The organism is Thermosynechococcus sp. Uc (assembly GCF_029335995.1).
GTDB lineage: Bacteria > Cyanobacteriota > Cyanobacteriia > Thermosynechococcales > Thermosynechococcaceae > Thermosynechococcus.
Genome location: NZ_JARJMS020000052.1, coordinates 2501 through 23812, shown reverse-complemented (window position 1 = coordinate 23812; position 21312 = coordinate 2501). Strand labels below are relative to the sequence as shown.

16 protein-coding genes and 2 rRNA genes (1 of these 18 running past the window's edge) are annotated in these 21312 nt (G+C 53.3%); 12 read left to right on the top strand and 6 right to left on the bottom strand.

All coding sequences use genetic code 11. The annotated features are described in order from the left end of the window. From P3X23_RS06135 to lpxA, 3 genes are all read right to left on the bottom strand, one after another. Nucleotides 1-1204: serine/threonine-protein kinase (locus tag P3X23_RS06135; RefSeq protein WP_300874235.1), on the bottom strand; the 1204-nt coding region annotated here is incomplete at its 3' end. Between the two features lie 7 nt (nucleotides 1205-1211). Further along, the gene (locus P3X23_RS06130) at nucleotides 1212-1745 is read right to left on the bottom strand and encodes a hypothetical protein (protein WP_300874232.1); all 534 of its coding nucleotides are present in this window, start codon (nucleotides 1743-1745) and stop codon (nucleotides 1212-1214) included. A gap of 55 nt (nucleotides 1746-1800) precedes the next feature. Further along, nucleotides 1801-2604 (bottom strand): acyl-ACP--UDP-N-acetylglucosamine O-acyltransferase, encoded by an 804-nt coding sequence (lpxA, locus tag P3X23_RS06125; protein ID WP_300874230.1) that lies wholly within the window; start codon nucleotides 2602-2604, stop codon nucleotides 1801-1803. Between the two features lie 64 nt (nucleotides 2605-2668). Between lpxA and P3X23_RS06120 the strand changes: the two genes are divergently transcribed. The 12 genes from P3X23_RS06120 to P3X23_RS06065 all read left to right on the top strand — a co-directional run bounded on the left by P3X23_RS06120 (nucleotide 2669) and on the right by P3X23_RS06065 (nucleotide 17515). Next, the gene (locus tag P3X23_RS06120) at nucleotides 2669-4195 is read left to right on the top strand and encodes a UbiD family decarboxylase (RefSeq protein ID WP_300874228.1); all 1527 of its coding nucleotides are present in this window, start codon (nucleotides 2669-2671) and stop codon (nucleotides 4193-4195) included. Nucleotides 4196-4650: 455 nt separating this feature from the next. Continuing rightward, nucleotides 4651-5490, top strand: a complete 840-nt coding sequence (gene recO / locus P3X23_RS06115) for a DNA repair protein RecO (protein ID WP_300874225.1) — start codon at nucleotides 4651-4653, stop codon at nucleotides 5488-5490. Then, nucleotides 5487-6788 carry an MFS transporter gene (locus tag P3X23_RS06110; RefSeq protein WP_300874222.1) on the top strand — a complete coding sequence of 434 codons (1302 nt, stop codon included), beginning with the start codon at nucleotides 5487-5489 and terminating at the stop codon, nucleotides 6786-6788. The genes recO and P3X23_RS06110 overlap by 4 nt, the downstream gene beginning before the upstream one ends. A 91-nt stretch (nucleotides 6789-6879) precedes the next feature. After that, on the top strand, nucleotides 6880-8286 hold the full coding sequence (locus P3X23_RS06105) for a PP2C family protein-serine/threonine phosphatase (protein WP_300874220.1): 1407 nt from the start codon (nucleotides 6880-6882) through the stop codon (nucleotides 8284-8286). Between the two features lie 135 nt (nucleotides 8287-8421). Continuing rightward, nucleotides 8422-8754: a hypothetical protein gene (locus P3X23_RS06100; RefSeq protein WP_300874217.1), complete on the top strand. Its 333-nt coding sequence runs from the start codon at nucleotides 8422-8424 to the stop codon at nucleotides 8752-8754. 75 nt (nucleotides 8755-8829) lie between these two features. After that, on the top strand, nucleotides 8830-11463 hold the full coding sequence (gene mutS / locus P3X23_RS06095) for a DNA mismatch repair protein MutS (protein WP_300874237.1): 2634 nt from the start codon (nucleotides 8830-8832) through the stop codon (nucleotides 11461-11463). A gap of 150 nt (nucleotides 11464-11613) precedes the next feature. Beyond that, a complete protein-coding gene (locus tag P3X23_RS06090) occupies nucleotides 11614-12180 on the top strand; it encodes a hypothetical protein (RefSeq protein ID WP_300874215.1) in 567 nt (188 codons plus the stop codon). 225 nt (nucleotides 12181-12405) lie between these two features. Next, complete coding sequence (locus P3X23_RS06085) at nucleotides 12406-13632, top strand: MFS transporter (protein WP_300874212.1); 1227 nt, start codon at nucleotides 12406-12408, stop codon at nucleotides 13630-13632. 59 nt (nucleotides 13633-13691) lie between these two features. Next, complete coding sequence (locus P3X23_RS06080) at nucleotides 13692-15401, top strand: AarF/ABC1/UbiB kinase family protein (RefSeq protein WP_300874209.1); 1710 nt, start codon at nucleotides 13692-13694, stop codon at nucleotides 15399-15401. Nucleotides 15402-15425: 24 nt separating this feature from the next. Then, nucleotides 15426-16148, top strand: coding sequence for a Stp1/IreP family PP2C-type Ser/Thr phosphatase (locus P3X23_RS06075; protein WP_300874206.1), 723 nt, complete (start codon nucleotides 15426-15428; stop codon nucleotides 16146-16148). A gap of 12 nt (nucleotides 16149-16160) precedes the next feature. Beyond that, nucleotides 16161-16340 carry a hypothetical protein gene (locus tag P3X23_RS06070; protein ID WP_300874204.1) on the top strand — a complete coding sequence of 60 codons (180 nt, stop codon included), beginning with the start codon at nucleotides 16161-16163 and terminating at the stop codon, nucleotides 16338-16340. Nucleotides 16341-16381: 41 nt separating this feature from the next. Then, nucleotides 16382-17515 carry a cob(I)yrinic acid a,c-diamide adenosyltransferase gene (locus tag P3X23_RS06065; protein ID WP_300874202.1) on the top strand — a complete coding sequence of 378 codons (1134 nt, stop codon included), beginning with the start codon at nucleotides 16382-16384 and terminating at the stop codon, nucleotides 17513-17515. 73 nt (nucleotides 17516-17588) lie between these two features. Here the strand turns inward: P3X23_RS06065 and P3X23_RS06060 are convergent, their stop codons facing one another. The 3 genes from P3X23_RS06060 to P3X23_RS06050 form a co-directional block, all read right to left on the bottom strand. Continuing rightward, nucleotides 17589-18878: a S41 family peptidase gene (locus tag P3X23_RS06060; protein ID WP_367186538.1), complete on the bottom strand. Its 1290-nt coding sequence runs from the start codon at nucleotides 18876-18878 to the stop codon at nucleotides 17589-17591. A 186-nt stretch (nucleotides 18879-19064) separates the two neighbouring features. Beyond that, nucleotides 19065-19181 (bottom strand): 5S ribosomal RNA (rrf, locus tag P3X23_RS06055). A gap of 126 nt (nucleotides 19182-19307) precedes the next feature. After that, a 23S ribosomal RNA gene (locus tag P3X23_RS06050) occupies nucleotides 19308-21312 on the bottom strand; it runs 866 nt beyond the window's last position.

Here is a 21312-nt window from a genome sequence, read left to right as displayed (position 1 = left end):
GGGTGGGGGTTTCCGTCGGCGCTGGGGTAGGCGTTGGCTCTGTAGGAGTTGGTTCTGGCTCTGGGGTCGGTGTCGGAGTGGGGGTGGGCGTCACCTCCACGGGTGGCACGGCAGTTGGCAGCGTTGGTGGGAATTCCTGCTCCTGAGGAGGCAGGGGAGGAGGAGCCACTGTGTCCACGGGTTGATTGCGCAGAAATAGCCCCAAACCAATACCCGCCAAGCTGCCAAAGATTGCTGTGACCAGAAGCCATAGCCACGGCGAAAAATTGCGTTGCTTAGGGGGAACCACGACGGCTGTCCCCTGCGGTTGAGTATTTACCAAGAGCGTGGAGCGGTGCTGCGGCATCACCGCTACGGTTGCTGTGGTTTGACGCGCCACGGAGTGCCCCATGAGCAGTTGCAACCAAGACCGCACAGTTTGGGGGCGTTCCCGCACATCCAAAGCCATTCCCGCTTCAATGGCATCAATTGTGCGCTGACTAAGATTGGGCTGAAACTGTCGTAAATCTTCAAGAGGTACGCGATCTCGCAAAATCGAGGCCACGGGGGGGCGTCCTGCTAAGAGGGCATAGAGCGTTGCTGCAAGGGCATAGACATCCGTTGCCGGTGTCCATTGATGGCGGGGCAAATACTGCTCAACCGGTGCATAGCCCGCCGAGAGGAGTCCGGTATTTGTTTCTGTGACACCTATGGTGTATTCACGGGCAATACCAAAGTCAATCAGTACCACTTGGTCTGTGCCATCCCGCAGCATGATGTTATCGGGCTTGACATCGCGGTGCAGCAATCCGTGCTCATGTACCAATTCAAGGGCACTGGCCACTTGGCGGATATAGTGGAGAGCCGTTTTTTCCGGTAGGGGACCCTCCTCCTGAATCACCTGTGCCAATGTTCGGCCGGGGATATAGTCCATCACAATGAAGGGGCGCCCCCCCTCAATAAAGCAATCACTAACGCGGACAATGTGGGGATGGTTAAACTGGGCAAGACGTTGAGCTTCTTGGATAAACCGCTCCCCTAGATCATGGATATGCTTCGGGGGTTCCTGCTGTAAGCTCAATGTTTTGAGCACCACTGGCTGATGGAGCAGGGTGTGGGTTGCACGATAGGTGACCCCAAAGCCCCCCTGACTCAAAAGGGCATCGAGGCGATATTTGCCCCCTTGGAGGGTTGTGCCCACACTAAGCAAACCGAGGGAGGACATAGGCACCTTAGGGACGCAATGGAGCAGAGGGAGCAGTGGTTGGTAGCGGCGCTGATTGTTGACTAAGAATAACCAAGCGATAGCCTAGATATGCAGGTAAAGTTGCCATCATCATCAAAAGTATCACAGACAACAAAGATTCCCATTCAAACCGAGGTCCATAGTAGCTGCGGTAGGGATCATACTTAGGAGTGGGTTTAATTTTTTCCCGCAGAGCCATGGGTCGCTTAAAGCGCAGACGGCGATCATCGAGCTTTTCAAACAGTATCCAGCCCCCTTGTGCTTCCTCTTGGCAAACCTTGCGCAGTACCTCAGGATCATGAAATTGGTTGCGGCGCGATCGCACAATTTTGAATTCCCATCCCCCCAGCTTGGGGGAGACTTGCTGTTGTTCTGGTTTAGAAGGGTATGTCGTCAACTGTTCCTCTTCTTCATTGCGTTGTTGGCTGAGTTGTTCCTGCCAGCTCCACCACTGATAATAAAGCAGTGCTGACACACCGAGGCTACCGCTCATGAGGGATAATAGGACTACTTCAGCCATGGGGCACAGGGATAAGTATCTGTTGGGCGATCGTACGCGAAAAATTGCCCTCTGCTTAGGAGAGTTCACCTCCTTCGCCCCGGCGCACAAAGTGACAGATGCCCCGTTCTGAAGCACCGATGAAGTCACAAAACTCTTGAATGAGCGGATGCACAAACTGTTCCCGCAGGTACTGAACGGCTTGGGAGGTGGTGAATTGAGAACGGTAGAGAATATCCAGAGCCTTTTTGAGGAGCTGTCGGTCTTGGGCTGAAAAGCCAGCTCGCCGCAAGCCCACCACATTTAAGCCCATGATCGTGTTGGTGCTGAGGCTACGGGTCATACAAAAGGGAGGCACGTCTTTTTGAATTGCTGTGCCTCCAGAGAGCATGGCCAAGCGCCCAATGCGGGTAAATTGATGCACAAGACAGTTGCCACTGATAAAGGCGCGATCGCCCACATGGGCATACCCGGCAATCAAGGCATTATTGGCGATCGTTACATAGTTTCCCACATAGGCATTATGGCCTAAATGACTGTGAGCCATGAGCAGACAATCATGCCCCACATGGGTCACCGTCTCCGGTTGGGTTCCCCGATGAATCGTCACTCCCTCGCGCAACGTACAGCGATCGCCAATGTGGACATAGCTAATGCCCCCCTGATAGGCGACATCCTGAGGCAGATCGCCAATGACTGCCCCACTGTGAACTTTGCAGTCTTTGCCAAGGCGGGTATATCCCAGCAGGGTGACATGGGAAGCTAAGCGCGTACCCCGCCCAATCTCCACCGTAGCCGCCACATAGCAAAAAGGGCCAATCTCCACATCCTCTCCAATCTGGGCACCCGCTTCAATGACTGCCGTGGGATGAATTGCCATGAACTTCCTGCATGTTGGACTGAACCTTCTTAACATAAAAGAGATTACGTGATTTTGATTCCCCATGACTGAGGATTTGCGGCAATATCTCCAGCTTTTAGAGCAGCGGCAACAACTGCGGCGCATTACAGTACCGGTTGATCCCGATTTGGAGATAGCGGAAATCTGTAACCGTCTCCTGACCGCTGGAGGACCTGCCCTACTCTTTGAAAATGTGATTGGTTCCCCTTACCCCCTAGTCATTAATCTTTTGGGAACTGTGGAGCGGGTGTGCTGGGCAATGAAAATGGAGCATCCCTCAGAGCTGGAGACCCTCGGTGAAAAACTGGCCAAACTGCAACAACCCAAGCCACCCAAAACTCTAGGTCAAGCCCTTGATTTTGGCAAACTTCTCTTTGAGGTAGTTCGCGCCAAGCCAAGTCGCGATCTATTACCCCCCTGTCAGCAGGTGGTGATCAAGGCTCCTGATTTAGATTTGCGGCAACTGCCTCTGATTCGCCCCTATCCCAAGGATGCAGGCAAAATTATTACCCTTGGTCTTGTCATTACCAAAGACTGTGAGACCGGCATTCCCAACGTGGGAATTTACCGCTTGCAACTGCAATCCCCAACCACCATGACCGTGCACTGGCTCTCAGTGCGGGGAGGAGCACGCCATCTCCGTAAGGCCGCTGCCCGTGGCCAAAAGTTAGAAGTCGCTGTGGCTTTGGGTGTGCATCCTTTGATCATCCTAGCAGCAGCAACGCCAATTCCCGTGGACTTATCTGAATGGCTCTTTGCTGGGCTTTATGGTGGGGGAGGAATCCATTTGGCCAAGTGCAAAACCGTTGATTTGGAGGTGCCTGCCCAGTCGGAGTTTGTCCTTGAGGGCACCATTACCCCCGGTGAAGTCTTGCCCGATGGCCCCTTTGGCGATCACATGGGCTACTACGGCGGTGTGGAAGATTCGCCGGTCATTCATTTTCACTGCCTCACCCATCGCCGCAATCCCATCTACCTCACAACCTTTAGTGGCCGCCCGCCCAAGGAAGAGGCAATGATTGCCCTTGCCCTCAACCGCATCTACACCCCGATTTTGCGGCAGCAGGTTCCAGAGATTGTGGACTTCTTTTTGCCCATGGAAGCCCTCAGTTATAAGGCGGCGATTATTTCCATTGACAAAGCCTACCCAGGTCAAGCCCGCCGCGCTGCCCTCGCTTTTTGGAGCGCCCTACCCCAATTTACTTACACCAAGTTCGTAATTGTCGTGGACAAAGAAATCAATATCCGTGATCCGCGTCAGGTGGTGTGGGCGATTAGCTCCAAGGTGGATCCCAGCCGCGATGTGTTTATTTTGGCAGATACCCCCTTTGACTCCCTTGACTTTGCCAGCCAAAAAATTGGCCTTGGGGGACGCATGGGCATTGACGCCACCACCAAAATTCCGCCAGAAACAGACCATCCTTGGGGCGATCCCCTCACCTCAGATCCTGAGGTGGCACGGCAAGTCACAGAACGCTGGCAGGAATATGGCCTAGGTGATATTGACTTAACCACCTTAGATGCAACGCGGTTTGGCTACGAGTTAGCCGCAGCTTTACGTTGGCAATAATCGGAAAAAAGCGGTGTGTAAACCCCCTAAAGAGGCCATTCGCAAGACCATTGAGCAGTACCGCCGCGCATCCTACGCATGAACGCGAAGCGTCATATTCCCAGTTTCCCAGAAGCAGGCTGTAGGCTTTTTCTGGAAATCACCCGATTTGTAAACAGGCCAAAAGTTGGCATGAACAATTTCAACCCCAAACCCACAGGCAGAAATGACCTAGGGTGCTACAAAGGCAAAAGTTCCTAACAGTAGGCGAGAGCGCGGCTTCCCGCTCTGGTAACAGGCTTGGGAAGCTACGATTGAATTGCGAAGCAATAAATCGCTAGTTGCGTTCAAAATGCAGTCTGACCAGCAGGGTGTGGCATGGTTTGCCTGCAACAAGTTGATTACTGTTTAGGCAACTAGCCGCGATAGGCTAAAAGATAGGCTAGCAATTTGCCGCTATTGTTTGGATACTTGGGATGGGTCGCACCTACCGCACAATTGGCATTAATCTCAAGGCAATGCCCCTGGGAGAAAGCGATCGCCTGCTCAGTGTTTTTAGTCGCGATCGCGGGCTATTGAAGTTAGTGGCACCCCATAGCCGTGGCTCCCGCTCAAAACTGGGCGGACGAGTGGACTTGTTTGTTGTCAATGACCTTTTTATTAGTCCTAGGCGCAATCTAGATCGCATTCTCCAAGCAGAAACAGTTGCCACATACCAAGGCCTGAATAGCCATCTCAGCACGCTGACTGCTGCCCAATATCTCGGTGAAGTGGTACTCTACCAAGTCCAGCCGCAGCAGCCTCAGCCGGATCTCTTTGATTGGCTTTGTGCTACCTTAGACCAGCTTCAGGGGGTCTCTCCTCGGGCAGCCCTAGCACTCTTGGTGCGCGGCCTCTGTGGCATTCTGCGATTGGGGGGGATTGCCCCGGAATGGTACCAGTGCCATGAAAGTGGCTGCGAAATTGCCGTCCCTGCGGCGGATACCGACTGGCGATTGGGCTTTAGTTTTGCCGGCGGTGGCGTTTTTACCATCAAGGCAGAGCACACAGCGCAGCGGGATTCTCCGTCGCGTATTTGTGGCGATCGCCAACTGACAGCCAGTGAAGTCCGTCTGGGGCAATGGCTGGCAATGCCCACCACTCAATCTTTAACACGGGATGAATTCCTTGCCCAAGCGGAGGCCTATCCCCTCAGTGTTTGGCTCTCCTTTGAGCGGGTGTTGCGCCAATACTTGCAATTTCATCTGGAGCAGACGTTGCGAGTGCCCCCCCTTCTTGATAGTTGTTTTTCACCTGTGGCAGTGTCACAGCTATGACCATTGAGCACCAAGACCTTCGTTTGAATTTGCCCCTTCCCCCTGTGCCCCCCCTTTGGCAAAACCGCAATTTTATTGCTCTTTGGCTGGCGCAGATCTGCTCGCAGTTAGCCGATAAAATTTACCTTGTGTTTGTTATTGCCCTCACCACCGAGTTTTTTCAAGGGGCAAACCAGAGCATTAGTGGTTGGGTGTCAGCAATCATGATCGCCTTTACAATTCCGGCCATTCTGTTGGGGTCGGTGGCGGGGGTACTGGTGGATCGCTGGTCAAAGAAACAGGTGCTCATTGTTACCAATCTCTATCGTGCCCTGCTGGTTCTGTGCCTTCCGGTTACAATTCTCCTTGGCGCTGGGCGATGGTTTGGCTTTGTTGCCCTGTTGCTAGTTACATTTGCTATCTCCTGTTTAACCCAGTTTTTTGCCCCTGCCGAGCAGGCGGCGATTCCGCTATTGGTGGATAAGTCCCATTTAATGGCGGCTAACTCCCTCTATACCCTGACAATGATGGCCGCTCTGGTGGTGGGCTTTGCGGCGGGTGAACCCCTGCTGCATCTGGCCAGTCATTGGCATTCTCAGTGGGGTGGAGCTATCTTTTTGAGTGCCTGCTATGGGGGAGCGGCGCTTCTGCTCCTGCTGTTGCAGCCGCCCGATCAGTGCCCTCTGCTGCCCCAGAGCGATCGCCACCTAGGGCAAGAACTGCGCCAAGGACTGCGCCTTTTGCAGGAATACACAGCCTTGCGTTTTGCTCTGTTGCAACTGATTTTGCTCTTTGCCATTGTGGCTGCTATGTCAGTGTTGGTGGTGCGCCTTGCAGAGGTCTTACCCACCCTCGATACGGATCAATTTGGGTTTCTGTTGGCTGCTGCCGCTGGCGGACTAGGCCTAGGAGCACTGCTTTTGAATACCTTGGGTAAACGCTTTTCCTACGGCTGGTCGGGTTTGATTGGCTGTTGGGGCATGGGGGGCATGTTTTTGGGTCTCTCCCTAAGCCTCGATTCTTTGGCTTGGAGCATGGCCTATATCGTTGGTTTGGGCTTCTTTGCCGCCTTTGTGGCGATTCCAATGCAAACCCTAATCCAGCTTATGACACCCGCCGAACAGCGGGGGACGATTTTTGGGCTGCAAAATAACCTCGTGAATATTGCCCTCAGTGTGCCCTTGGCAGTTGCTGGCTTAGCGGAGACGTGGTGGGGGCTACCACCGGTACTCATCAGCTTGGGAGGGGCGATCGCCCTCGGCGGGACGCTCATGACCCTCAGCCATCGCAACGGCAAGGGGACGGGGAGCATTTTCTAAAAGTTCCATAAAAAATCTTAAATCCTTTCATCTTGACGTTTTTTGCGCTACGCTGTAGAGTCAATTGACGCTTTTGCTGGCGTAACTTACCATGTCACCCGCTTTCCCCTCCTCCCCTATGACTTCCTCTAGCCCTGTGATCGCTCTTAAGGAAATGGTGTCGCGGTTACAGCGGGAAAACAGTAAAATTCAGGAGCTATTGGCATCCCTCAGCTTTGCGCTGCGGAGTTTCAACAATCTCAATCAATTTTTTGAACTGATCCCGCTCATTACCTGTCGGGTCACAGAGGCGGAGGCGGCTGCTTTAGTCCTATTTCGGGCGGACGGTCAAGCCCGCCTAGAACAACTCCATTGTCACGCCAGCGATCAGTGCCCGAATATTCGGGCTGCCCTAGAGACGGCCACTCGTACCCTTGCCAATAGTGTTGCTATGGCTGCTATTGATGCGGGCAGCGATCGCGAGTTTAGCCGTCCTCGGCTTGAGCAACTGTTGGATCAGCAACTGCGAGAACGCCTCCCCCAAGGCATTCAATTCTACGGCACTGCTATTCTTGTCAAGGATTCAGGACTCACAGAGCGGGGGCGATTATACGTTTTTAGCCAGCAACCAGAGTACGAGTGGAATGAAACGCGGCAGCAACTCCTGCAGGTCATTGCCGATCAAACAGCAGTGGCCATTGCCAATGATGAACTGGCCTTGAAACTGCGCGATCGCCAACGGTTAGACCGAGAACTAGAAATTGGTGCTGAAATTCAACGGCGACTTTTACCCCACCGCTGTCCCAAAATCCATGGGCTAGAGCTAGCCGCCGAGTGTCGCACCGCCAGTTGGGTTGGAGGGGACTACTATGACTTTATTCCCATTACCTATGGCCTCAGCGATCAACAAGACATTGAACAAGGCCGTTGGGGCATTGCTATTGGGGATGTCATGGGTAAAGGGGTTCCGGCCGGCCTAATCATGACAATGACACGGGGGATGTTACGGGCGGAAGCTCTCAATGGTCACCGTCCTAGCCGCATTTTGCAGCATCTCAACCGGGCAATGCAGCCGGACTTAGAAAGCTCCCACCGCTTTGTAACCCTCTTTTACTCTGAGTACAATCCGCAAACGCGACTCCTAGCCTACAGTAATGCAGCTCACCTTCCCCCCCTGCTCTGGCGCGCTGAAACGGGGATCGTCCATCGCTTGGATACCTACGGCATGCTCATTGGTCTAGATGCCCGCAGCCAATATCAAGAGGCTGAAGTACGCCTTCAACCAGGCGACACCGTGGTCTACTACACCGATGGCATTACAGAAGCGGATAATCCCAAGGGTAAACGCTTTGAAGAAGAACGCCTAGCCGCAGTTATCAAGGAAGGCTGTGCCAAAGGTTTAGGGGCACAGGCACTATTGGATTACATCTTTGATGCCGTTGAGGCCTTTACCGCTGCCAATGGACGGCGGAGCGATGATATGACATTGGTGATTCTGCGGGTTCTTGACGAAACTTGAGTAAGCGGATAGGGTTACGAATTGGCTACCCCTTTGACCCACAGGTGCAGCATCCCCTTCAAAAGTAATCCCATAGATCTAGTAATAATAGCAACAGAGGCAGCTAAGATAACCACAGGGGTGTGTGAGGTGGGGATGCGCTACTTCGTTGAAGTCAGCTTCTGCTGCGATGATGATGCCATTTGGGATACACTGACTCGCTACTTAGGTTTTGTGGAAGCGGAGACCCTTGATCAAGCAATAACCCTGCACCATTTCTTTGAAATCCATCCCCTTGTCTCTGGTGTGGAAACCTTTGTGCAATCGAGTGAAAGCCAGCCCTACCTCCTGATGACAACCTATGCAGAGCGCATCAGCAAGGCCAATGTTCAACGTAGCCGCTTTCAAGAGGCAGTTTCCATTCTGGGGGAAAATAGTCCGGGACTCGCAGAGTGGCTCTTTATGGAAACCACGGGGGATGAGTATTAAGTACCCTGACTCACAGTAGAGAAAACTATAATAGAGAGTTCCTTGGAGCACACGATAGGAAGTTGTGACGTGGCCATGTCCGACGATCGCCCGCTGCCCCATTCTGAGACAGAGTCCCCTGCCCTACGGTTAGGACGCAACCCCGGTCTTCAGGTGCGCCACGATGAAGTGGAGCGATCGCTCCTAACGCCAATGCTTCAGCACTATGCCGAAATTAAAGATGCCTACCCCCAAGCCCTACTCCTCTATCGGGTAGGGGATTTCTACGAAACCTTTTTTCAGGATGCCTGTATCGTTGCTCGCGAACTCGAACTGGTGCTCACCGGCAAAGAGGGGGGCAAAGAAGTGGGACGAGTTGCCATGGCTGGCATTCCTCACCACGCCCTTGAACGTTACTGCCGCACCCTCATTGAAAAAGGCTATGCCATTGCCATCTGTGACCAAGTGGAAGACCCCGCCCAGGCCCAAGGATTGGTGAAGCGGGAAGTAACCAAAGTGTTTACACCAGGAACGGTCTTAGATACGGAGCTACTTCAGCCGCGCCGCAATAATTTTTTAGCTGCCGTTCTGCTTTCTGGGAACCATTGGGGGCTGGCCTATGCCGATGTCTCCACAGGAGAGTTTTGTACCACCCAAGGGAGCGATCGCGCTGATTTAGTGGCGGAACTCAACCGCCTGCAACCCGCAGAAATTCTCCTTCCCAGTGAAGCGCCGGACATTAACCGTGTTCTGCGCCCCGGCGAAGCCAAGGATCAATTACCTGCTGAATTGCCGCCCCAATGGTGCTACACTCTGCGATCGCCCCAAGATTTTCAGGCAGCGGAAGCGCGCCAACGCCTGTGTCAACGCTTTCAGGTCAAATCCCTCGAAGGCTTTGGCTGTGAACATCTGCCCCTTGCCATGCGGGCGGCCGGTGGCCTCTTGGCCTATTTAGATGAAACCCATCGCCACCAACCGGTGCCCCTGCAAAACCTCAGCACCTATTCCTTGGCTCAGTATCTCTTCCTTGACCCGCAAACCCGCCGCAATCTGGAATTGACGCAAACTGTCCGCGATGGCAATTTCCAAGGCTCGCTACTGTGGGCGATCGATCGCACAACGACGGCAATGGGGGGGCGTCTATTGCGCCGCTGGCTCCTGCAACCCCTCCTTGACCTTGAGCAAATCACGGCGCGCCAAGAGGCCATTGCCGAATTGATGGCCAATAGTAGCCTGCGCCAAAGTCTGCACCGCCACCTTCAGGAAATTTATGACCTTGAACGCCTAGCGGGTCGGGCGGGTTCCGGGACGGCCAATGCCCGCGATTTAGCGGCGTTGCGGGACTCGTTTCGCACGTTAGTTTCCCTTGCTGCGGTTGTGACCGCAACCCAATCCCCTTATTTCCAAGTCCTTGCCCACCTGCCACCGGTAATTGAGCAGTTAGCAGATACCCTCAGCGCAGCCCTTGTGGATCAGCCCCCCATTAGTCTCACCGAAGGGGGGCTCCTGCGACCGGGTGCCTATCCAGAACTGGATCAGCAACGCCAGCAAATTGAACAGGATCAACAGTGGATTCTTAACTTAGAAGCCCAAGAACGGGAGCGCACCGGCATTGCCACGCTCAAAGTGGGCTATACCAAAGTTTTTGGCTACTACCTAAGTGTCTCCCGCGCCAAACTAAACCAAGTACCCGATGACTATATCCGCAAACAAACGCTCACAAATGAGGAACGCTTTATTACGGCTGAACTCAAGGAACGGGAAGCACGGTTGCTGGCTGCCCAAAGCCATCTTTTTGAGCTGGAGTACCAGTATTTTGTTCAGTTGCGGGAGCAGGTGGCTGCTCAGGCCTCCACCATTCGTGAGGTTGCGGCGGCGGTAGCAGCCGTAGATGCGCTTTTAGGGTTAGCAGAGGTGGCGCTGTATCAGGGCTATTGCCGACCGCAAATGACCTGCGATCGCCGGCTTCAAATTCGTGGAGGTCGTCATCCCGTGGTGGAGCAGATGTTGCCAGCAGGATTTTTTGTTCCCAATGACACCGAACTCGGTACGGGTGCCGATCTAATAGTGCTGACAGGCCCCAATGCCAGTGGCAAAAGTTGCTATTTACGGCAGGTGGGTCTAATCCAACTGCTGGCGCAAATGGGCAGTTATGTGCCCGCTACGAGTGCCACGTTAGGAATCTGCGATCGCATTTTTACCCGCGTGGGTGCGGTTGATGATCTGGCAACTGGGCAATCCACGTTTATGGTGGAAATGAATGAAACGGCCAATATTCTTAACCATGCCGGCGATCGCTCCCTTGTTCTTCTCGATGAAATTGGCCGCGGTACCGCTACCTTTGACGGGCTGGCGATCGCTTGGTCTGTAGCAGAATATCTTGCCACCGTATTGAAATCGCGCACCATTTTTGCCACCCACTACCACGAGTTGAATCAACTGGCAGCACTCCTGCCCAATGTGGCTAACTACCAGGTGGTTGTTAAGGAACTCCCCGACGAGATTATTTTTTTACACCAAGTCAAGCCCGGCGGTGCTGATCGCTCCTACGGCATTGAAGCGGGTCGCCTTGCTGGACTTCCCCCGGTGGTCATTCAGCGCGCCCGTGAAGTAATGCGCCAGATTGAAAAACACAGCAAAATTGCCGTGGGGCTACGTAAAAGTCAAAAAAATAACCCAGCAGCTCAAACCTTGTCCGAAGCTGACCAGCAAGAACTACCCCTACAGTGAGCCACAGGGGTCAGTGGCGGTAAACCTCTACCTGAAGTTGTTCTTAATGTGCCACTCCGCGGATACCTCGACATGAGGAATCCCATGAAATTTTCCCTACTCCCTAAAATAGTATTAGGCAGGGGTTTGAGAAAGGAGGTCAGCGAGGCAATGAAGAATGAACGCCTAGGGGAATTGCATACCGAAACATCCAACATCCCTAGTAACTCCAGTACCCTCCCTAAAGCAACATATCTGACGTGGCCTTGGATTGCACTGGGAGGAGGTATCTTAGGGATATGCGTCCTCGGGGGGCTGGCTCTCGTTATCGTCAGCGGGCTTTCAGGGGAACCAGCGGTAGCCCCAACCAATTGGCAAGCTAACCCTTCTAGTGCTGAGGTTCCCTTCTCTTCTTCTATTCCGGCTGGCAGTGGTATGGAGATGGGCAGTGATGCCTACACCCCAATGCCGAATTATGATTTTGGAGGCAGTGGCAGCGATTTCAGTCTGGGCAACACCGATGGTTTAGCCGCATCGATTCGCGAGCACAGCAATGAGAACTCTTGGTGGGCAGAGGAGTGGAGCCGTGCCCTAGGGGACAACTATCCCGAGCCAAGCCATATCGATCCTGACGGCAACCCCGGCTGGATTGACCATAGCGGCGCATTCCACGACTACAACTCAGGCATGTCGGAGTATGAGAGCACTACCCTAGGCGGTAGCTATAGCGGCGAGTGAGAAGGATAAAAGAGCGAGAGGGTATCCCTTCATCAGCCTTCCTGAAAAAGGGCAGGCAAGGGGATACGCTCCCTATTTTTTTTTGTAATTGGCTTCTATTCATCCTATTTTTTGGGAGATTATTGCTAGAGTAGCTTAGCTGCAATCTGCCCACAACCGAAAGTTAACCTAACGCAAGCCGTTATCATAGATAGAAGTGTAACGTTTTGTTAACAAGAGGCAGTTGTGGTTGTCCTGTTGAAGCTCCCCCCAGCGGTGCGGCAAACACTATTGAGACTGGTGCTAGCAGGCCTACTGTTTTGGTCAAGCATTGCCGCCATGCTACCTACTTTACCCCTCTATATTGCTGAACAAGGAGGTACGCCCCATCAGGTGGGGTTTGTTATGGGTGCCTTTGCCGTTGGACTCATTTGCTCCCGCTCTTGGCTAGGGACACTGGCCGATCGCCAAGGACGCAAAATTACACTGCTCATTGGCCTCGCTGTGGCCGCGATCGCCCCTCTCTTTTACATCTTCAGCCACAACCTGCCCCTGCTGATTCTTGCACGCTTTGTCCACGGTGTCAGTATTGCCGGCTTTACCACCGGCTATATGGCACTTGTTACCGACATTGCTCCCCTGCAACATCGCGGTGAAATCATCGGCTACACCAGTCTTGTGCATCCCATTGGCGTTGCCCTCGGACCAAGTCTCGGCAGTTGGCTGCAAATGAACTACAGTCACAGTTGGGTCTTCCTTGTTGCCAGTAGCTTAGCCGCCCTTGGGTTCATGGCTGCTGCAGGGGTGCGTGCAGTAAATATCCCACAGGACTTAGGGGTGCCTTGCCCAGAGAAAACCCTCTTTTGGCGGCTTTTGCTCTCAGAGCGGCTGCGCATTCCCAGCCTCGTGATGTTGAGTGTGGGATTGACATTTGGAGCGATCGCCACTTTTATTCCTCTGTTTATTGCCAGCGAACGGCTCGATATCTCGGCGGGGCTGTTTTACTCTGTAGCAGCGATCGCCAGCTTTATTGGTCGCGCGGCTACAGGTTCTGCCTCCGATCGCTGGGGCCGGGGCATTTTCATCTCCGCAAGTCTTGCCTGCTACGTGGTGGCAATGGTGCTCCTTGCCCAAGCCCAAACTGCCTTGGGTGTCCTCTGGGCTGCCATCCTCGAAGGTCTTGCCGGCGGTGTCCTCATTCCCATGGTCGCCGCCCTGATGGCTGATCGCTCCACCCCCCATGAGCGAGGACGGGTTCTCAGCCTTAGTTTAGGGGGCTTTGATCTGGGGATGGCCCTAGCAGGGCCACTGCTGGGAGGGCTGGTTGAACCCTTGGGCTATCGGCTGATCTTTCGCATGGCGGCGGTCTTTAGCCTCTTGGGGCTGACGTTCTTTTTAACCGCCAGTAGCAAAAGCCTGCCCGATTCCCTGCGCTTTGCCCTTGGCATGGGGCGCGATCGCTACGCCCTCTAGCCTATTATTCTTTGGGGATTCGTTACAATTTGTTGAGATAACTCACTACGGAAGAGCGCGTGTCCACACCAGTTTCCGCCAGTTTGACCCCCACCGGCAAATCCTACCGCTGGAATCGCGAACGCTACTCCAAAACGCGGCGCTTCTTTGACATTTGGTTTTTTGTCTGGCGATTTCTTTTTGGTCGCTGGCTCCTCACCCAAGCTTGGAGTTACTGGGGCGGCATGACCGATGCCAAACGTGCGGCGCGACGTCGTGCCCAAGCCATTTGGATTCGCGAAACTTTCCTTGATCTTGGACCGACCTTCATCAAACTGGGACAACTGTTTTCCACCCGCGCCGACCTTTTTCCCAGTGAATACGTCGAAGAACTAAGCAAACTCCAAGACCGCGTCCCTGCCTTTAGTTACGAGCTTGTCGAAAAAATTATCTACGAAGATTTTGGCCGCCATATCCCTGAACTCTTTCGCAGCTTTGATCCCATCCCCATGGCCGCAGCCAGTCTTGGCCAAGTTCACAAAGCGCAACTCCTCTCCGGCGAAGAAGTGGTGGTCAAAGTCCAACGCCCCGGCCTGCGGCAGTTGTTTGATATTGATCTGGCAATTCTCAAGGGTATTACTCAATACTTCCAAAACCATCCTAAATGGGGTCAAGGCCGCGACTGGATGGGCATTTACGACGAGTGCTGCCGCATTCTTTACGAAGAAATTGACTACCTCAATGAGGGACGCAATGCCGACACCTTCCGCCGCAACTTTCGCGATCGCGAGTGGGCCTGTGTGCCCCGCGTCTATTGGCGTTACACCTCACGGCGTGTACTCACCCTTGAGTACCTGCCTGGAATTAAAATCAGTCACTACGAAGCCCTCGAAGCAGCTGGCCTAGACCGCAAACACCTTGCCGAACTGGGGGCAAAGGCCTATCTCTATCAAGTTCTCCACGACGGCTTTTTCCACGCCGACCCCCATCCGGGCAACATTGCCGTCAGCCCTAGCGGTCAACTGATTTTCTACGACTTTGGCATGATGGGACGCATTCAACCCGTCACCCGCGATAAATTGCTGAAAACATTTTTAAGCATTGCCCAACGGGATGCCGAGCAGGTGGTACAGTGCCTTGTAGAACTAGGGGCATTGGTACCCACAGGCGATCTAGGGCCGGTACGTCGCTCGATTCAGTACCTCCTCGACAATTTCATGAACCAGTCCTTTGAAGCCCAATCGGTAGCTCAAATTAGCGATGATCTCTACGAAATTGCCTATAATCAACCCTTTCGATTTCCGGCGACATTTACCTTTGTGATGCGTGCATTTTCCACCCTAGAGGGGGTGGGCAAGGGACTCGACAAAGACTTTAACTTCATGCAAGTTGCCCAACCATTTGCGACCGAACTTATGACCAACGGAAACTTCCCCGATCCTAGTAATGGCAGTCTTTTCTCTGAGCTGAGTCGTCAAGCAGCTCAAGTGGGCAGCAGTGCTATTGGCTTGCCCCGTCGCCTTGAAGAGGTTCTCGATAAGCTTGAAAATGGTGATTTGCGCTTGCGCATCCGTTCCAGTGAGAGCGATCGCATGCTGCGGCGCCTGAGTAACATTAATTTAGGGCTAAATTATGTGGTGCTTATTGGCAGTTTTTCCTTAGTAGCGACAATTTTACTCGTGAACCAGTATCTTCTTTTAGCAGGTGTGGCAGCCGCATTAGCGGTATGGTTTGGGATTCTCTATTGGCGACTCATGCTTAAACTCGATAGGTATGAAAAAATGTTTTAACAAGCAGCCCAAAATAGGGGGGTCATGAAGGTTGCCGGCTTAACCGACTGCGGTCTGATTCGCAGGAGCAATCAGGATGCTTTTTATATTGATGAAAAGCACCACCGTTTTTTTATTGTTGCCGATGGTATGGGGGGTCACGCTGGCGGTGAGGAAGCCAGTCGTTTAGCAGTGGAACATATTCAGACATTCCTAGAAACCCACCTCGAAGACCTTCAGCATGACCCTGTGACCCTACTCCGCCAAGCCTTTCTTGCCGCCAATGACGCTATTGTTGAGCAGCAGCGCCAAAATACTGCCCGTGCTGATATGGGTACGACGGCTGTGGTGGTTCTGGTTGATGCAAAGGGCGATCGCGCTTGGTGTGCCCATGTAGGGGACTCCCGCATCTACCGCTGGCGCCAAGAACAGCTAAAACAGATTACTAGTGATCACACTTGGATTGCCCAGGCAGTGCAGATGGGGAGTTTGACCATTGAGCAGGCACGGCAACATCCGTGGCGTCATGTGCTCTCCCAGTGCCTAGGCCGCGAAGACCTCACCCAAATTGATATTCAACCAATTGATCTAGAGCCGGGCGATCGCCTGCTTCTGTGCAGCGACGGCTTGACCGAAGAACTCACCGATGAGGTCATCAGTATCTACCTCAGTGAACCCGATGTCGAACAAGCAGCGGCTGCCCTTGTGAATGCGGCTAAAACCCATGGCGGCCGCGACAATGTTACCGTCATTGTCATTGGTGTTTAACCCATAAAGCCTATGCAAACGGAATTTATCCGTCTTACCCTCCCCCGCCACTCCCTCCTCCTCCCTTTTCATGACGCTGTTGAACAGGCTCTGCAAGCCCATGGTCAGCCCCTGCGCTGGGCTATTACTGCCACCACGACCACTGATTTAACGGTTGAAGCCATCGTTCTTAAAACGCCACCCAGCCTTTAGCCTTTGATACAATCCCCTTAGGTTCTTTTATTCGCGCCCCTATGACCTCTGCAGGTATTGGCATTCAAACAGCCCAGACTCGTCCCGGACGGGTGAGCGGTCAACTCCACGTCTATGACGGTGCCGGTAAAGGTAAATCCCAAGCAGCTTTGGGGGTCGTTCTGCGCTCCATTGGCCTTGGCATTGCCTCTGCGTGGCCAACGCGGGTACTCCTACTGCGCTTTCTCAAAGGACCGGGTCGTGCCTATGCCGAAGATGCCGCCATTGAAGCCCTGCAACGGGGGTTTCCCCACTTAATTGATCAGGTGCGCACCGGCCGAGCCGAATACTTTACTGCCGAGCAGATTACTAGGTTTGATCGCCAAGAGGCACAGCGGGGTTGGGATATTGCCAAAGGAGCGATTGCCTCCGGCCTCTATTCTGTAATTGTTTTGGACGAACTTAACCCTGTTTTAGATTTAGGCCTCCTGCCCGTTGAGGAAGTCGTCAACACCCTCCGCCACAAGCCCGAACACCTCGAGATTATTGCCACTGGCCGGGGTGCCCCTGCCCAACTCCTGCAAATTGCTGACCTCCACTCCGAAATGCGTCCCCTTGTACATTCCACGGCTCAAGAGCAGGGCATTGAAGGAATTGAAATCTATACAGGCGATGGCAAAGGCAAGTCCACCAGTGCCCTGGGTAAAGCCCTGCAGGCAATTGGCAAAGGGATCAGTCGCGATCAATCCCACCGTGTCCTGATTCTCCAGTGGCTCAAGGGGGGGCAAGGCTATACTGAGGATGCCGCGATCGCCGCCCTCAAGGAAAGCTATCCCCATCTTGTAGATCACCACCGCTGTGGCCGGGATGCCATTGTTTGGCGCGGTCAACAGCAAGAAATTGACTACATCGAAGCCGAACGCGGCTGGGAAATTGCCCGTGCTGCCATTGCCTCTGGCCTCTACAAAACAATCATTCTCGATGAACTCAACCCCACGGTTGACCTTGAGCTTTTGCCCGTTGAACCCATTGTGCAAACCCTTCTGCGCAAGCCTCGCACCACCGAAATCATTATTACCGGTCGCTGTAAATATCCCCCTGCCTACTTTGAACTCGCCAGTGTTCACTCGGAAATGATCTGCCACAAACACTACGCTGAAAAAGGTGTTGATCTAAAACGTGGCGTTGACTTTTAGGAACAAATGCAGGCGAGCAGCCTTTCTCCCGCCTAAACCCAGGGGCATTCCCGATCAATGTCCAAGACAGTCATCACTGCACTTGGGAGGGGACACCAGAGGGTTGCTTAAAACCATCCTTCTGTCCTGTTTGAGCTGTATTCACAGGCTTAGGAGCTTGGCTACGATAAATTGCTTGACGCAACTGAGCAACTCCTGCTTGGTATAGAGGATCAGCCGCTGTCGTCCACAGCCGCGGATTGGCACTCACTTCTTTAGGCAGCCTCACCAGCACATTCGGCTTAATCCCAGTACGGTTAATATCTGTGCCGTTAGGCGTATAGTAATGAGCAACGGTTACCGACAAGCCTGAACCATCACTCAACTGGTGAATGGATTGTACCAAGGCCTTACCGTAGGTTGGCGTGCCCACCACAATCGCACGACCGTTATCTTGCAATGCTCCCGTGAGAATTTCACTGCTGCTGGCAGAGCGGTGATCCACCAAGACCACCAAAGGTAGGTTTGTTAAAGCAGATTGATTCGCTCGTGCTGGTTCACTGTGACCACTGCGATCCACCGTACGAACAATAATCCCCTGATTCAACCACAGGCGGGCAATATCAATTCCCGCCTGCAACAGCCCCCCCGGATTCCCCCGTAAATCCAAAACAAAGCCCTCTACCTCCTCTGCCTCTAGCTTACGAATTGCCGCTCGCAATTGATCCGCCGCATGGGCTGTAAATTCACTCAGATAGATATAGCCGATACGGGCACCCCTTTCCTCCTTGACCAGCAATCGCACCGCAGGGAGTTCAATCAATGCCCGTGTCAGAGTTAGGCGAAATGTACCGCGACCGGGGCGAAACAACTGAAGTTCAATGGGAGTACCTACCCGCCCACGAATTCGTCGTGACGCCTCCTCAATCGACATCCGCTGGGTAGAATAACCATCAATGGCCAGCAGGCGATCGCCGGCCCTAATTCCTGCCTTCGTTGCGGGCGAATTTTCCAGTGCCTCCAAAATCGTTAACTGTTGTGTCTTCTTATCTACCGCCAAGCGAATGCCAATTCCTGAAACTTCCCCTGACGTTTGGGTGCGCAAAGCAGCAAACTCCTCCGGAGTCATGAAGCGTGTATAGGGATCATCCAACTGCTGCAACATTCCCCGAATGGCTACATAGGCCTGCTCCCGTGATGTATAGCGCTGCGCCAAAAGTTGTCGTCGTACCGCCAGCCAATCCACCTCATTGAAAGATTCATCCACATAGTGCTGCTGCACAATTTGCCACACCTCATCCACCAACATCTTAGGACTGTCCTGCATTCGCCCGTAACTAGGCAACACTGCCGCTAACACCGCTGCACCTACCAAGGAACCCATCAACACCCAGCGGCGAGAACCCATAAGACGCATTAATTGAGGCATGACCCTAAAAACCTTTTAAGGAGATATAAACCCACCTACCAATAACTGTCACTCCTCTATCCAAAAGGAATCATCCCTTAAAGATTTCTTAAAAATCAAGACCCCACCTAGACTTTCTAGATGGGGTAGCGCAAATATTTTGCCTAGCACCGAGCTATTTTTGCAGGAGGTTACCCTCCAACTATCTTCGCCGCTGCGACGTTTCACCTCTGAGTTCGGGATGGATCAGCGTGGTTCCACCGCGCCATGGGCACTAGGCAAAGCTTTTATTTTAAGTTAGAAACCTAGACTATAAGGATTGCTAGATAAGTTCAGCAAAGATAACCTCTAAACTAAATAGCGATTGTCAGTATCGTATCTTGATTCAGACACCCGTTGATTGATGAGGTCAAGCCCTCGGTCTATTAGTACTCCTAGACTTCATCCATTACTGGACTTCCATCGAGAGCCTATTAACGGGTGTTCTACCCGTGACCTTACTGGCTTATGCCATGGGAGCACTCATCTTGAGGTGGGCTTCCCACTTAGATGCTTTCAGCGGTTATCCACTCCGCACATGGCTACCCTGCGTCTACCGTTGGCACGATAACAGGTACACCAGAGGTGCGTTCCTCCCGGTCCTCTCGTACTAAGGAGGAGTCCTCTCAATGCTCCTACGCCTGCACCGGATATGGACCGAACTGTCTCACGACGTTCTGAACCCAGCTCACGTACCGCTTTAATGGGCGAACAGCCCAACCCTTGGGACGTACTACCGCCCCAGGTTGCGATGAGCCGACATCGAGGTGCCAAACCTCCCCGTCGATGTGAACTCTTGGGGGAGATCAGCCTGTTATCCCTAGAGTAACTTTTATCCGTTGAGCGACGGCCCTTCCACGCGGAACCGTCGGATCACTAAGGCCGACTTTCGTCTCTGCTCGACTTGTAGGTCTTGCAGTCAAGCTCCCTTATGCCTTTGCACTCTACGGCTGATTTCCGACCAGCCTGAGGGAACCTTTGCGCGCCTCCGTTACCATTTAGGAGGCGACCGCCCCAGGCAAACTGCCCACCTGAAACTGTTCCTTCGCTGGCTAACAGCAGAAGGTTAGAATTCTAGCCTTGCCAGAGTGGTATCTCACTGGCGACTCCGTATCCCCCGCAAGGGATACTTCAACGTCTCCCACCTATCCTGCGCAAGCAAAGCCCGAACTCAATTCCAGGCTACAGTAAAGCTTCATAGGGTCTTTCTGTCCGGGTGCAGGTAGTCCGCATCTTCACAGACACTTCTATTTCGCCGAGCCTCTCTCCGAGACAGCGCCCAGATCGTTACGCCTTTCGTGCGGGTCGGAACTTACCCGACAAGGAATTTCGCTACCTTAGGACCGTTATAGTTACGGCCGCCGTTCACCGGGGCTTCGGTCGCCAGCTTCGCTTGCGCTGACCGACTTCCTTAACCTTCCGGCACTGGGCAGGCGTCAGCCCCCATACATCGTCTTACGACTTAGCGGAGACCTGTGTTTTTGGTAAACAGTCGCCTGGGCCTCTTCACTGCGACCACCTTGCGGTGGCACCCCTTCTCCCGAAGTTACGGGGCCATTTTGCCGAGTTCCTTAGAGAGAGTTATCTCGCGCCCCTTGGTATACTCTACCCCCCCACCTGTGTCGGTTTCGGGTACGGGTATCTTGGTTTAACGTGCTTAGAGCTTTTCTTGGAAGCATGACGTCAATCACTTCCCCACCGTGGTGGGTCGTACTCCTGCCTCAGCTCAGAGCGTTTTCGCCGCTCCTCAACACCTCGGACAGTTGAACCGGTAACCAACATCCGGCTGATTTAGCCTTCTCCGTCCCTCTGCACAAACCAAGATGAGTACTGGAATATTGACCAGTTGTCCATCGACTACGCCTTTCGGCCTCGCCTTAGGTCCCGACTAACCCTTCGCGGACGAGCCTTCCGAAGGAACCCTTGGGGTTTCGGGGCATTGGATTCTCACCAATGTTTTCGCTACTCAAGCCGACATTCTCACTTCTGCTTCGTCCACACCTGCTTACGCTAGTGCTTCAACCTAGTGCAGAACGCTCCCCTACCACTTACGGAGTAAGTCCACAGCTTCGGTACATCACTTAGTCCCGTTCATTTTCGGCGCAGGAACGCTTGACCAGTGAGCTATTACGCACTCTTTTAAGGATTGCTGCTTCTAGGCAAACCTCCTGGTTGTCTGAGCATCCCCACCTCCTTTGCCACTTAGTGATGATTTAGGGACCTTAGCTGGTGGTCTGGGCTGTTTCCCTCTCGACGATGAAGCTTATCCCCCACCGTCTGACTGGCTGTGTGTACACAGGGTATTCAGAGTTTGACTCGATTTGGTACCGCTCTCGCAGCCCGCACCGAATCAGTGCTTTACCCCCCTGCT